General features: G+C 63.3%; 14 protein-coding genes. 3 read left to right on the top strand and 11 right to left on the bottom strand.

From position 1 onward, the window contains the following. Window positions 1-65 precede the first annotated feature (65 nt). Window positions 66-1,094 (top strand): Gfo/Idh/MocA family protein, encoded by a 1,029-nt coding sequence (locus tag ACQS5P_RS10435; RefSeq protein WP_428940831.1) that lies wholly within the window; start codon window positions 66-68, stop codon window positions 1,092-1,094. Window positions 1,095-1,163: 69 nt separating this feature from the next. Here the strand turns inward: ACQS5P_RS10435 and rfbD are convergent, their stop codons facing one another. From rfbD to ispH, 5 genes are read right to left on the bottom strand one after another with little or no spacing between them, the layout of a single operon-like run. Further along, complete coding sequence (gene rfbD, locus ACQS5P_RS10430; RefSeq protein ID WP_428940830.1) at window positions 1,164-2,036, bottom strand: dTDP-4-dehydrorhamnose reductase; 873 nt, start codon at window positions 2,034-2,036, stop codon at window positions 1,164-1,166. Further along, the gene (locus ACQS5P_RS10425; protein ID WP_428940829.1) at window positions 2,033-2,524 is read right to left on the bottom strand and encodes an N-acetyltransferase family protein; all 492 of its coding nucleotides are present in this window, start codon (window positions 2,522-2,524) and stop codon (window positions 2,033-2,035) included. The genes rfbD and ACQS5P_RS10425 overlap by 4 nt, the downstream gene beginning before the upstream one ends. Before the next feature lie 37 nt (window positions 2,525-2,561). After that, window positions 2,562-3,587, bottom strand: a complete 1,026-nt coding sequence (gene rfbB / locus ACQS5P_RS10420; protein WP_428940828.1) for a dTDP-glucose 4,6-dehydratase — start codon at window positions 3,585-3,587, stop codon at window positions 2,562-2,564. Between the two features lie 42 nt (window positions 3,588-3,629). Further along, on the bottom strand, window positions 3,630-4,511 hold the full coding sequence (gene rfbA, locus ACQS5P_RS10415; protein ID WP_428940827.1) for a glucose-1-phosphate thymidylyltransferase RfbA: 882 nt from the start codon (window positions 4,509-4,511) through the stop codon (window positions 3,630-3,632). 32 nt (window positions 4,512-4,543) lie between these two features. Then, window positions 4,544-5,482: a 4-hydroxy-3-methylbut-2-enyl diphosphate reductase gene (gene ispH / locus ACQS5P_RS10410; RefSeq protein WP_428940826.1), complete on the bottom strand. Its 939-nt coding sequence runs from the start codon at window positions 5,480-5,482 to the stop codon at window positions 4,544-4,546. A gap of 157 nt (window positions 5,483-5,639) precedes the next feature. Here ispH and ACQS5P_RS10405 point away from each other — a divergent pair, with 157 nt between their 5' ends. Continuing rightward, window positions 5,640-6,935, top strand: a complete 1,296-nt coding sequence (locus ACQS5P_RS10405; RefSeq protein ID WP_428940825.1) for a DUF1015 domain-containing protein — start codon at window positions 5,640-5,642, stop codon at window positions 6,933-6,935. A 28-nt stretch (window positions 6,936-6,963) separates the two neighbouring features. Here ACQS5P_RS10405 and ACQS5P_RS10400 read toward each other — a convergent pair whose 3' ends face one another. From ACQS5P_RS10400 to ACQS5P_RS10380, 5 genes are all read right to left on the bottom strand, one after another. Beyond that, window positions 6,964-7,512: a phospholipase D family protein gene (locus ACQS5P_RS10400; RefSeq protein WP_428940824.1), complete on the bottom strand. Its 549-nt coding sequence runs from the start codon at window positions 7,510-7,512 to the stop codon at window positions 6,964-6,966. Between the two features lie 21 nt (window positions 7,513-7,533). After that, a complete protein-coding gene (xerD, locus tag ACQS5P_RS10395; RefSeq protein ID WP_428940823.1) occupies window positions 7,534-8,391 on the bottom strand; it encodes a site-specific tyrosine recombinase XerD in 858 nt (285 codons plus the stop codon). Beyond that, entirely contained in the window at window positions 8,357-8,701 is a 345-nt protein-coding gene (locus ACQS5P_RS10390) for a hypothetical protein (RefSeq protein WP_428940822.1), read from the bottom strand. Before ACQS5P_RS10390 ends, xerD begins: the two co-directional genes overlap by 35 nt. Before the next feature lie 168 nt (window positions 8,702-8,869). Then, the gene (locus ACQS5P_RS10385; protein WP_428940821.1) at window positions 8,870-9,289 is read right to left on the bottom strand and encodes a VOC family protein; all 420 of its coding nucleotides are present in this window, start codon (window positions 9,287-9,289) and stop codon (window positions 8,870-8,872) included. A 60-nt stretch (window positions 9,290-9,349) separates the two neighbouring features. Beyond that, window positions 9,350-10,522 carry a UvrB/UvrC motif-containing protein gene (locus ACQS5P_RS10380; protein ID WP_428940820.1) on the bottom strand — a complete coding sequence of 391 codons (1,173 nt, stop codon included), beginning with the start codon at window positions 10,520-10,522 and terminating at the stop codon, window positions 9,350-9,352. A gap of 160 nt (window positions 10,523-10,682) precedes the next feature. On the opposite strand from ACQS5P_RS10380, the gene ACQS5P_RS10375 reads away from it, so the two are divergent. Continuing rightward, window positions 10,683-11,627 carry a D-glycero-alpha-D-manno-heptose-1,7-bisphosphate 7-phosphatase gene (locus tag ACQS5P_RS10375; RefSeq protein ID WP_428940819.1) on the top strand — a complete coding sequence of 315 codons (945 nt, stop codon included), beginning with the start codon at window positions 10,683-10,685 and terminating at the stop codon, window positions 11,625-11,627. A 104-nt stretch (window positions 11,628-11,731) separates the two neighbouring features. Here the strand turns inward: ACQS5P_RS10375 and ACQS5P_RS10370 are convergent, their stop codons facing one another. After that, a complete protein-coding gene (locus ACQS5P_RS10370; protein ID WP_428940818.1) occupies window positions 11,732-12,370 on the bottom strand; it encodes a thioredoxin family protein in 639 nt (212 codons plus the stop codon). Between the last annotated feature and the right edge of the window lie 53 nt (window positions 12,371-12,423).

Raw genomic sequence — 12,423 nt, 5'->3', positions numbered from 1 at the left:
GTCGCATTCGCCTGGCAAGACCGCTGTGGTACGATGTCCGCCCTACAACCTGGAGGCACCAGACTATGGGCAACAACGTAAGTGGTGTGGTCCGCGTGGGACTGATCGGGGCGGGCGGGATTTCGCACGCACATGCGCAGGGCTTCATCAAGCACGCTGACAAGATCCGCTGCGTGGCGCTGTGCGATGTATCGCAGGAGAATCTGAAGAAGCGCGCCGAGCAGCTTGGGGGCAATCCGCGCTGCTTCAGCGACTGGAAAGTCATGCTCAGGGAGATGCGCGATCAGCTCGACGCCGTGGACATCTGCCTGCCGCATCACCTGCACGGCCCGGCGATTCTGGACGCGGCGGCGGCGGGATTGCACATCCTGTGCGAAAAGCCGATGTGCACGAGCCTGGCCGAGGCTGAACAGATCGAAGCCGCGGTCGCCAAAGCCGGCGTGACCTACATGTCAGCGCACAACCAGCTCTTCATGCCCGTCGTCCAGGAGGCCAGGAAGATGATCCAGTCCGGCGCGATCGGGCAGATGTATTGGCTGCGCAGTGCCGACTGCTTCACTGCCGGCAGGACCGACCGCTCAGGCTGGGGATGGCGCGCCGACATCAAAACCCAGGGCGGCGGAGAATTGATCGACACCGGCTACCACCCCAGCTACCGGCTGCTGTATCTGGCCGGCGCCAAGGCCGCCCAAATCCACGGGACCATGGGACGCTTCCGCCTGAACATCGACGGCGAAGACACCGCGTCGGTTCAGGTGCGCTTCGACAATGGCGTGATCGGAGAAATCCTGACAAGCTGGGCGATGAACCTGCCCTACGGCACACATCACATCCATGTCGTCGGCGAGAAGGGGCAGATCTTCGGCTCGGACAACACGCTGTACTATCTGCCACAAGGCTTCAGCGAGCCGGCCAAACGGACGTTCAATCCAGTCAACACCTTCGAGGCCGAGATCGGGCACTTCGCGGATTGTCTGCGCGATGGAACGCGCCCGATCCACGGCGTGGCCGAGGGCAAGGCGGTGCTGGAACTGATCCTCAAAGCCGCGCAGTCGGCCGAGGGCTGGCAGGAGACTGCGGTATCGAAGGTGTGAACCGAGCCGCAACAGGTGTGAGCCGAGCCGCGATCACGGCCAGGAATCTGGCGGCGGGCATGCCCGCTTTCACGAAAGGCTGGCGTACTGGCGTAAAGCCAGCCGCCAGGGGCGGGTGCGGTGTCCGGTGAGCTGCTGGAAGGGCGTGATATCCAGCACGCTGTAGGCCGGACGCACCGCCGAGTTGGGTCGCGTTCGCTTCCATTCGCCGCTGCTTGTTGGCGAGAGGCTCACGCCTTCGATGTGGAACTCTTCCAGGATCGCGGCGGCGAAATCGTACCAGCTCGTCTGTCCGTCGTTGACGACATGCCAGATTCCGCTGGGCGCGTCGCGGTCGAGCAGCTCGAGCGTGGCCTCGGCCAGGTCGAATGTGAACGTCGGAGATCCGACCTGATCATCGACGACGGTCAGCGGCTTGCCCGCGCGGGCGGCGTTGAGGATCGCCTGCGGGAAGTTGGCCCCGCCCGGGCCATACAACCATGCCGTGCGGATGATCAGCCAGCGGTCCGGCGGGTCGCGTTGCAGAAGCTGCTCGCCCAGCAGCTTGGATCGTCCGTAGGCGCTTTGTGGCCCGACCGGATCATCCGGGCGCAGCGGCCGACGCAGCGTGCCATCAAACACGTAGTCCGTCGAATAATGCACCAGCCTCGTGCCATGCTGGCGGCACAACCGGGCCAGCGTCTGCACCGCCCGGGCGTTCACCGCCTCGGCGTGCTGCGGCTCCAGCTCGGCCTGATCTACTTTCGTGTATGCGGCACAATTGATGCACAGGCTTGGCCTGAATCGTTCAAAAACCGCCTGCACCTGCGCGGAGTCGGTGACATCACAGATTGTTCGCGGCAGGAACTGCGCGTGCAGTTGCCGCTTTGCCAACACCCTGCTGAACGCCGTCGCCAGCATCCCTGCGCCGCCGGTCACCACAATCGAATCGTACAGGCTCATGGTCCCTTCCCGGCCAGATCGGCGATGCGGTCCTCGTCCAGGCGACAGATTCTCCAGTCGGGCAGGATCGTGGCGCCAAGGCGACGATAGAACTCAATGGCCGGCCGGTTCCAGTCGAGCACGGCCCATTCCAGCCGCCCGCAGTCGCGCTGCCGCGCAATCCTCGCCACCTCGCCAAGCAGCGCCTTGCCCACGCCTCTGCCACGATGCTCCGGCAGCACGAACAGATCCTCGAGGTAGATTCCCGGCCGGGCCAGAAACGTCGAGTAGCTGTGGAAGAACAATGCGTAACCAACGGGCAGATCATCCAGCCGCGCGATCAGCACTTCGGCGTATCGCCGCGGGCCGAACAGCGTCTGCCGCAGCGCCTGCTCGGTGGCGATGCATTGATGCGAGAGCCGCTCATACTCGGCCAGCGCGCGGATAAACGAAAGGATCGTCGCAACATCCGAGACGGTCGCTGGCGTGATGGTCAATCGATCGGGCATCGCGTGCAACGGGATTGCTCGGCCCGGGCAGGGCTCATCAACGATTCATGTACTGCTGCTCATAATACGTCATGTACTGCCCGCTCTTGATCGCCCGCCACCAGTCCGCGTGGTCCCTGTACCACTGGATCGTCGTTTTGATCGCATCCTCGAAGCGGTGTTTCGGCTCCCAGCCAAGCTCACGCTTGATCTTGCTGGCGTCGATGGCATATCTGCGGTCGTGGCCGGGGCGGTCCTTCACGTACTGCACCGAATCGTCCCAGCTTCTGCCCATCTCCTGCAAAATGATCTCGGTGATCCGGCGGTTGGTCATCTCGTTGTTCCCGCCGATGTTGTACACTTCGCCGGGCTTTGCCTTGTTCAGCACGGTCCAGATCGCCTGGCAGTGGTCTTCGACATAGAGCCAGTCGCGTATGTTCATCCCGTCGCCGTAAAGCGGCACCTTGCGGCCCTCCAGCAGGTTGGTCACGAACAGCGGGATCATCTTTTCGGGGAATTGATACGGGCCGTAGTTGTTGCTGCACCGCGTGATCACAACCGGCATTCCGAAGGTATGGAAGTAGGATCGCGCCAGGCAGTCCGCCGCCGCCTTGCTGGCGCTGTACGGACTGTTGGGCGCCAACGGGGTCTGCTCGGTGAACTTGATGTGAGGTTTGTCCTCGGGCAGCGAGCCATAGACCTCATCGGTGCTGATTTGAACAAACCGCTCGACGCCCCTGGCCCTGGCGATATCGAGCAGCACCTGCGTACCGACAACGTTGGTTTGAATAAACGGGCCGGAGGACAGGATGCTGCGATCGACATGGCTTTCGGCGGCGAAGTGGGCCACGTGGGTGATCCTGTGCTCATCGAAGATCTGCCCGAGCAGCGCGGCGTCGCAGATGTCGCCCCTGACGAAAACCAGCCGGCTGTCGTCCAGCACATCCCGCAGGTTCGCGAGGTTGCCGGCGTAAGTGAGCTTGTCCAGCGCCACCAGCTTCACCGGCTCGCCGCGACCAAGCAGCATCCGCACAAAGTTGGACCCGATAAACCCGGCGGCGCCGGTGACGAGGATGGTTTGCATGTTCAATTCCCTGCGGCCGTAACCAGGATCAATCCGCACAGATTACCGCGACCCCGCCGCCTCTTTCAGCACGCGCCTGAGGTAGTTGCCGTAGTCGCTCTTGCCCGCCTGCTCCGCCAGACGCTCCAGCTCGGCGGCGGTGATGAACCCCTTGTGAAAGGCGATTTCCTCGATGCAGGCGACCTTCAGCCCCTGGCGCTCCTCCAGCGTTTGCACGAACTGCGAGCTGGACAGCAGCGCATCATACGTGCCGGTATCCAGCCATGCGATCCCGCGACCCATCGGCTGTACTCTCAGCCGACCCTGCTGAAGGTAGGTGCGGTTCACATCCGTGATCTCCAGCTCTCCGCGCGGCGAGGGTTTCAAAGCCTGCGCGATCTGCACCACCGTCGAGTCGTAAAAATACAGCCCCGTGACCGCCCAGTTGCTTTTCGGCTGTCTGGGTTTTTCCTCGATGCTGATCGCCCGCCCGTCCCGGCCGAACTCGACCACGCCGTAACGCTCGGGGTCCTTGACCTGATACGCGAAGACCAGCGCGCCCGATTGCAGCCTGGCCGCCTCGTCGAGCATCACCGTCAGGTCGTGACCGTAGAACAGGTTGTCTCCGAGGATCAGACACACCGGGCGGTCGCCAATGAACTGCGCACCGATGATGAACGCCTGAGCGATGCCCTTGGGTTCGGGCTGGACCTGGTACGACAGGTCCAGTCCGATCTGTCTGCCATCGCCCAGCAGGTTCTGGATCATCGGCAGGTCGCGCGGGGTGCTGATGATCAGGATCTGCCGGATGCCTGCCAGCATCAGCACCGAAAGCGGATAGTAGATGGTGGGTTTGTCGTAGACCGGAAGCAGTTGCTTGCTGATGCATCGGGTCAGCGGATACAGCCGCGTCCCCGCCCCGCCCGCCAGAATGATGCCTTTCATCTTCAGCCCAGCCCTTCGAGGTCCACTGCCTCTCAACTGATCACCGCCAGCCGCTTGACGGATTTTGGCAGCTCAAACGACATGTCCTCCTGCACAAGCGTGCGTGTCTCGACGGTCGCGCCGAAATCCCGCCGCAGGCGATCCAGCAGCCTGTTCACCAGATGCTCCGGCGCCGACGCCCCGGCGGTCACCAGAACCGACTGCTTGCCGGCGAACCATTGCGGGTCGATTTCCGATTCGTCGTCAATCAGATACGCCGGCTTGCCCGCTTCGGTGGCTCGGTCCACCAGCCGCTGTGAATTGCTGCTGTTTTTGGAGCCGATCACCAGCACCAGATCCACCAGCGGCGAAAGCTCGCTGACGGCGTTCTGGCGATTGGTGGTAGCGTAGCAGATATCATCCTTGGCCGGGTAGCGCACATTGGGGAATCGTCGCCTGATGGCGTCGATGATGCGCTGGGCGTCGGTGACGCTCAGAGTCGTCTGGGTGACGAAAGCCACCCTGTTGGGATCCGGCACTTGCACGCGCTGGACCTCCTCGGGGGATTCGACGACGACGATCGACTGCGGCGCCTCGCCGACCGTGCCCACCGCTTCATCGTGATTGCGGTGCCCGATGAACAGGATGGTGTATCCATCGCGGGCGTAGCGAAGCACCTCCATGTGCACCTTCGTGACCAGCGGGCAGGTCGCATCCACTTCGATCAGTCGCCGGGCTTTGGCCTCCTGCCGCACCTGCGGTGCGATTCCGTGAGCGCTGTAGACAATCACACTGCCCACCGGCACCTGCGAGATGTGGTTGACGAACGTCACCCCGCGACGCCTGAAGTCCTCGACCACGTGACGGTTATGCACGATTTCGTGAAACACGTAGATGGGCGGGCCACGCAGCTTGAGCACGGCCTCGACCACCTCGATCGCCATGTTCACGCCGGCACAAAAGCCCCGGGGATTGGCCAGAATCACACGCATCTGCGGCGAATCTTAGCCTCTGGAGCCATGCGCCGTCCATCGAGCCACCACGCGCCGCCAGCAAAGCGTCGCGGCTGTGCGGTCCGGCTGGTTGAATTCGGCGCGCCAGCCAATATCCTGCTGCCACACGCACTGAGCCCATGACAGGAGCACGATTTTGGCGACGATTCGGCCGTTTTGCGGTATCCACTATGCCCTGCGTCCCGACCTGGAGCTTTCCCGGCTGATCGCTCCCCCGTACGACGTGCTGGATGAAGCGGGCAAGGCAGCCCTTCAGGCAAGGCATCCCAACAACATCGTCACCATCGATCTGCCCCACGTGCCGCCCAAGAGCGTCGGACCCGACGAAGCCTACGCCAAGGCCAACACCACTCTCCAGGCGTGGCTGAGTGCCGGGGTGCTGGTGCGAGACCCGCGTCCGGCGATTTATCCCTACACTCAGAGCTACCAGTACAACGGCAAGACGTTTCACCGTCGCGGGTTCATCTGCACCGTCAAGCTCGAGCCGCTGGGGGCCGGGCACATCGTGCCGCACGAAAAGACCTACCCCGGCGCCATCGAGGATCGACTCAAGCTCATGCGCGCCACACGCGTGCAGCTTTCTCCGGTCTTCGGGCTTTTCAACGATGACCGGGGCGAGGTCACGAAGCTTCTGTATTCGCAACTTGGCCGGCCGATGCTCGACGGCACGCTCGACGGCGTGCGGAATCAGCTCTGGTCAGTCACGGATGCCCAGATCCACAACGAAGTCATCCGCATGATCGGCACAAAAAACATCTACATCGCCGACGGGCACCATCGCTACACCACCGCGCTTCAGTACCAGCGCGAGCTGGAGCAGCAACACGGCGGGCCTCTGCCGCCGAATCACCCGGCCAATTACTGCATGTTCGTCCTGGTCAACATGAATGATGACGGGCTGCTGATCCTGCCCACGCATCGGCTCATCGGCGGGCTGGATACGTTCGACATCGATGCCTTCAAGGCCCTGATCGCGCCGCATTTCGAGGTCACGCAGACAACGATGACGCCGCCGCAACTGGCCGAATCCATCGCCAGCGACGCTCCGCATACCTTCGGGCTGTACGACGGGCGGACCCGAACCTGCTACAAGCTGCGGCTGAAAAATCCGGACATCCTGGCCGGGCTGGAACCGCAGCGCTCGCAGGCGTGGCGCCGACTGGACGTGGCCATCCTCCATCGCTATCTGCTGGACGAAGTGCTTCAGCCGACGTTCGCCGCCGGACGTGAGCTGGTCAAAGGCTACACCGCCGACGCCGACCAGATTGCTTCTCAGGTGGACGGGCGAACGTATCAGATCGCCCTGCTGCTGCGGCCCACACCGCTGCACGCCCTGGAGGAGCTCGGCCGCCACGGCGAACTCATGCCACAGAAAAGCACGTACTTCTATCCCAAGCTGGCCACTGGCCTGATCATCAACCCGCTCACGTGATCGCCAGCGCGCAAACTGGCGGCGATCGTCACAGTTGCGGCTGTTCCAGCGGCACCGGGCAAATATCCCTGCGTCCACACCCCGGGCAGCAGCGGCCCTCCCACAACTGGTTGAACTCCTCGCACACGGCGTCGATCAGCGCCGGCGACTCGGTCCAGATGCCCAGCTCGAAGTTCCGCCGCCTCTCGGCCTTGGCGCCCAGTCCGGCGCCGGTCAGGTTGGCGCTGCCCAGGTACATCGCGCGCGAGTCGATGATCACCGCCTTGCTGTGCAGCCGCGGACATCGGCGGATGCTCAGCCCCCGGGGCAGGGCACGCTTCAGCTCCAGCAGTGCGGCGGAGCTTGGAACGCCCGCATGCAGCAGACGAATCTCCACGCCCTTGCCGGCAAGCTGGCGGAAAACCTGCACGATGGATCGGGCGCGTTTGGTGATCCCATCCGGCACCAGCATCGCCTTGAAGTCCGCCGTCATGATGTCCACCGACACGCTGGCGCGGCAGATCCCCTCGAGCACGATCCGGCCAAAGTGCTCCTGACCGCGAATGAGCTGGGCATCGCCGTGAGCAATGGGTGGCATGGTCTCAAGTTCTCAAGCCGCTCATCCTCTGGGATGAAACCTCGCATGAACCGCCTTCAGGCGTGAAGCGTCCACATGCGTATAGATCTGTGTTGTGCCGATGTCGGAATGTCCCAGCAGCTCCTGCACGACGCGAAGGTCTGCGCCGCCGCCAAGAAGATGCGTGGCGAAACAGTGCCGCAGCACATGGGGTGAAATGCTCTTGAGCAGGCCGCTCTTTCGTCCGTAGCGCTCCACGAGCATCCACAGGCCGATGCGTTCCATCGGCCTGCCGCTGCGCGAGAGAAACGCGCGATCGCTGCCGTGGCGGTCAAGCTTCGGGCGGCATTCGTGCAGGTATCGCCGGATCGCCTCGATCGCCGCCCGTCCCAGCGGCACGATGCGCTCTTTCATCCCCTTGCCCAGCACGCGCACGCAGCCAACCTGAAGATTGATGTCGCGCAGCCTCAGATCACAGATCTCCGAGGCACGCATGCCGCTGGCGTAGAGCATCTCCAGAATGGCCACATCCCTCGCAAACAGCGGCGAGGCGGGATCCGGCGCAGCGATGAGCTGATTGACCTGCGCCCGGCTGAGCACCTTGGGCAACGCGCGCTGCGGCTTGGGACGCTCCAGTTGTTGAAGGATCGCGCTGACATCACGCCCCTGACCTATCTGGTAACGCAGAAAGGTTCGAATCGCCGCCAGACGACGCGCCACGGTGCGGGTTGATTGTCCCTGGCGGGTCTGTTGCTGAAGGTAGGCGCGAAAGTCGGCAGCGTCGGCGGTCAGCAGTGTTCGTCCCCGCGATTCCTGGAGGAAGTTCTCGGCGTCCGTCAGGTCGCGGCGGTACGCGTGCAGCGAGTTATTTGCCAGTCCCCGTTCCGACGCCAGATGCATCAGGAACGGCCCCAGCGTCGGGCTCGGTGCACACGCCGCGCGGCTTTCGCCCGGCTTGCGACTGCGGCAGCGTGAGCTGGACGGCTCTGTGCTGATCATACGTTCCCCGCATCCTCGCCGGCGCCGAAGCGGTCTGCTTCACCCGACGCTCCACCAGCAGCTCCAGGTACACCGTACACGCCGTATACCGCCCAAAGCAGTATCGGAACGCATGATCAAGGTTCTCCAGACTGAACGCCCGGGCACAGCGCGGATCGGCGCGATTGAGGAACGGGCAGTGCTTCTGGCACCCATGTGCGGTCGCGGGCATACCGACACCTCGATGGACCCGCGGCGGCGAACGCGCGGCGATTGTCATTATCGACCAGCCTGAATCCAGGACGTGAATGATCGCAAGCCAATCAACAGCCAGCCAAAGGCACGATGGGACCACGCGAGCGCTACGGACTTGCCAACCTGCGTGTCTCCGATGATCGCCTCACGTCGTGCTGTTCTGAAAGAACTCGATCACTTCCCCGTCAGGCCCCTTACAGAACGCCAGTCGCACGTGTGTGGGCTGGGGCGTGCTGGGGATCAGCACATCCTTCGGCTCGACGGTGACGATCGCCCCCGCCGCCCGGGCGCGGGCGATCGCGGCGTCGGTGTTATCGGTCCTCAACGCAAAGTGAAGGATTGCTCCTTCGGGCTTGGGCCCCTCCTGGCCATTGGCGAAGATCTCCAGGTAATTGCCGTCTCCCGCGTCGAGCATGATGGCGCGCTTGGCGCCTTCGCCCCAGCGGATCTTCTCCTTGAATCCCAGCGCCTCGGTGTAAAAGCGCACCGACGCGTCGAAATCCCGCGCCCGGATCGCCACATGATGAAATCCCCCGCCACCCAACACTGTATTGGTTCCGGTCATCGATCTCTCCGATGTATATGCACGACGCAGCAGGCAGCAGGATCGCTTGCTTCCCCGCCGTTAAAGCGTCTGCAATTCCTTCATCACGCCTTCGGATTCCTCGGCCGCCTGCTCTTTCTTCTGCTCTTGCACGTCGCGGAAGGCTTTGATGATCTGCTTTTCATCGATCGAGTCCAGCGGCAGGAACACGCCCTGGGCGGCCCTGGACTGCAAGAGGTGATACGAGACCACGCCAACGCGCTCGGCGCCGATCGCATCGAGCGAGTCGGCGCCGCGACCCGCCGCCAGCGACAACGCCAGGCTCAGGAGCTGGCCGGGCTCGCGCGGCAGATCGATCAGCCCGACCAGTTCTTCGATTTCCCCCGGCGTGATCAGGAACACCTTGGCGGTATGGTCCCGGGGTCCGGGCTGAATCGACAGGTACTTGAAGTCGCGCAGCCGGCGCACGTGCCGGTACGGGCCTTTCCCAAGCTGCGAAAGCGAATCGATGTACTGCTTGATTCTGGCGGCCGACTCGAACTTCAGCTCGGCGGCGGCCAGCTTCATCCGCCGCGTGGCGTCTTCAATCAGTGCTCGCGGCGATACCAGCGTGTCGGCGCTCCACTGCACCAGGTACCGGTAGTTCTCCATCGAGATCGATCCATCGCACGGCGCCGGACACTTGCCCATCTCCTTGTACGCGCACGCCGTCGCGTGCGGCGAATCAACCAGAATGTTGTAGTACCGGCACAGGTCGAACCAATCGAGCACCTGCTCGATCAACCGGCTGGCCGCGTGCTTGTCTTCGACCGGTCCGATGAGCTGGCCGGACTTGATGTCCAGATCGATTGTCCTGGTGTATCGCGGGAAGCGGGCATCGGGATCGACGTGAATGAACCACGCCGGCTGAAGGCCCATCATGCCGCGATAGGTGCCCGGGAAGTACCGCCGCGCCGCTTCCAGGTACACCACATCCGCCTCGAACGCGCTGTACACCCTTCGCCAGTGGATCCGTCGCACGAGCTGGCGGTAATCGATGCGTTTGCTGGGTCCGGCCGACTGATCCAACTCGCCCAGCCGACGCCTCAGGCTATAGCGCAGGTTCTTCACGCAAAGAAGCTGCACCGGATGGTCCGCTTCGTCGGCCATCAGGTACACCACCCATTTCGCCGGCACGTGCTTGAGCAAGGCATCCAGTTGGCAGGCGGGCTGGATGTCCAGCGCGTTGTCGAGAATGTCCCAGGTCCGGGTCACATTCGCATCCTATCCGCCCGCCTGCGACGGTTTCCACATCCCGGCTCGGCGGCGGCCTGGAGCCGGTGCGTTGCGAGCGGCCAGGGCCGGCGGATACAATCGCGGCGATGACAAGCCGGCCCGGAGTTGGCCTCTGGGGCTGTGGTCAATGCTGTTACCGATGAGACGCCCGGCGATTTTTTTCGACCGCGACAACACCATCATTGTCAGCGACGGGTACCTGGGCGACCCGGAGAAAGTCGTGCTGATGCAGGGAGCGGCCGATGCGGTGGCACGGGCACGGTCGCTGGGGTTTGCCACCGTGGTGGTGAGCAATCAGTCGGGCGTGGCGCGCGGGCTGTTCTCGGAAGACGACGTGTGCGCCGTCAACCGCAGGATCGACGAGTTGCTGCTGCGGGAGAATCCCGCGGCGGTGATCGATCGCCACGAATACTGCCCGTTTCACCCCGACGGCACGGTTGAGCGATACCGTCGTGAAAGCGAGCTGCGAAAGCCGAATCCGGGCATGATCCTTCGTGCCGCCGAGCAATTGGCGCTGGACCTGTCGCGAAGCTGGGTGATCGGGGACGCGCCGCGGGACATCCGCGCCGGCAAGGCCGCCGGCTGCCGCACCATCCTGCTGCGCCCGGAGGGAATCCCGCAATCCCCGGCGGCCAGCGAGCGGCTGACGGTCCAGCCGGACCAGGTCGTCTCCAGCCTCAAGGAAGCAATGGATCACGTGGAACAGAGCCTCGGTGACTCCCCGCCGCCGACCCCGACGTCGAATCAACCCGCCGATGCGACGAATGAGCAAGATGGCGCGTCCCAGGCGTCGGCGCCGCCACCCGCCGCGACTCAGGCAACCGCGCCTGCGCCGCAGGTTCAACACCTCCTGGAACAGATTCTGCACGAGCTGCGAACCCGCAACGAACGCGACGCCCGGGCCGAGTATGCTGACTTTTCGGTCAGCAAACTGATGGCCGGGATCGCCCAGGTGCTTGCGCTGGCGCTGGTATTGCTGTCTTATCTCAACCGCAACGACGCCAGCTTCACGCCGCTGATGCTCTTTGCGATTTACGTGCAAACGCTGACGATCGCACTGCTGATCATGGGCAGACAGAAGTAGTCAGAAACAGACCAGGAAATAAACAGACGGAGAGGCGAAGTGCGTGCGACTGCCGCCACTTCGTCTCTCCGTCTCTGTATCTCTTCGTCTCTCTGGGCCGAAGCTCACTTCGCGTACTTCACCGTGCAACCATACTGCTTGGTCTGCGGCTCGCTGACGCTCTGCCCGGCCAGCAGCTCGTCCAGCGCCTGCGCGACGTAGTTCTTCACGCCTTCCTTCTTCCTGCCGCTGGGGTCGTCATCGATCGCCCCCATGTACGCCAGGATGCCATCCTTGTTGATCACGTACATGCCCGGCGTGTTGGTCGCGCCGTACAGATGGCCCACCTCGCCGCTGGCATCATTGAGGATCGGCCGGTTGACGTTCAGTTCCTGGGCGGCCTTCTTGTTGTCCGCATTGGTCTTGTTCTTGGTCGAATTGATCGCCAGCCAGACCACTCCTTTGTCCATGTACCTGCTGGCCAGGGCGTTCATGCCGCCATTGGGGCCATTGCGGTAGTGGCGGACGACGACCGGACACTCATCGTTGAACCATTCCAGGACGACGATCTTGCCGGCAAAGTCCGAGAGCTTGACGGTGTTGCCGTCCTGATCCTGAAGCGTGAAATCCGGCGCCGGCGCGCCGATCCTGGCCTTGGCCGCGGATGCTTTGTCCTTATCCGCGCCGGCCAGCGACTGCCCGACCAGCAACGCACCGACGACCAGCAGTGCCGTCGCCATGCTCCACAGGGTCTTGCTGCTCATGCGAACCTCCTTCAAGGGTTCAAAAAAGAATCTGTGACTGAAACCGACTCCGA

Origin of the sequence: Fontivita pretiosa (assembly GCF_050410795.1) — a bacterium.
GTDB classification, from domain to species: domain Bacteria; phylum Planctomycetota; class Phycisphaerae; order Tepidisphaerales; family Tepidisphaeraceae; genus Fontivita; species Fontivita pretiosa.
Note: the sequence above shows the minus strand (reverse complement) of the source record. Positions and strands in the feature narration are given on the sequence as shown.

Excerpts from the sequence above, each read along its gene's own strand:
- ACQS5P_RS10435 (WP_428940831.1), top strand. The coding sequence starts at position 66 with ATGGGCAACAACGTAAGTGGTGTGGTCCGCGTGGGACTGATCGGGGCG.
- rfbD (WP_428940830.1), bottom strand. The coding sequence starts at position 2,036 with ATGAGCCTGTACGATTCGATTGTGGTGACCGGCGGCGCAGGGATGCTG.
- ACQS5P_RS10425 (WP_428940829.1), bottom strand. The coding sequence starts at position 2,524 with ATGCCCGATCGATTGACCATCACGCCAGCGACCGTCTCGGATGTTGCG.
- rfbB (WP_428940828.1), bottom strand. The coding sequence starts at position 3,587 with ATGCAAACCATCCTCGTCACCGGCGCCGCCGGGTTTATCGGGTCCAAC.
- rfbA (WP_428940827.1), bottom strand. The coding sequence starts at position 4,511 with ATGAAAGGCATCATTCTGGCGGGCGGGGCGGGGACGCGGCTGTATCCG.
- ispH (WP_428940826.1), bottom strand. The coding sequence starts at position 5,482 with ATGCGTGTGATTCTGGCCAATCCCCGGGGCTTTTGTGCCGGCGTGAAC.
- ACQS5P_RS10400 (WP_428940824.1), bottom strand. The coding sequence starts at position 7,512 with ATGCCACCCATTGCTCACGGCGATGCCCAGCTCATTCGCGGTCAGGAG.
- xerD (WP_428940823.1), bottom strand. The coding sequence starts at position 8,391 with ATGCATCTGGCGTCGGAACGGGGACTGGCAAATAACTCGCTGCACGCG.
- ACQS5P_RS10390 (WP_428940822.1), bottom strand. The coding sequence starts at position 8,701 with ATGCCCGCGACCGCACATGGGTGCCAGAAGCACTGCCCGTTCCTCAAT.
- ACQS5P_RS10385 (WP_428940821.1), bottom strand. The coding sequence starts at position 9,289 with ATGACCGGAACCAATACAGTGTTGGGTGGCGGGGGATTTCATCATGTG.
- ACQS5P_RS10375 (WP_428940819.1), top strand. The coding sequence starts at position 10,683 with ATGAGACGCCCGGCGATTTTTTTCGACCGCGACAACACCATCATTGTC.
- ACQS5P_RS10370 (WP_428940818.1), bottom strand. The coding sequence starts at position 12,370 with ATGAGCAGCAAGACCCTGTGGAGCATGGCGACGGCACTGCTGGTCGTC.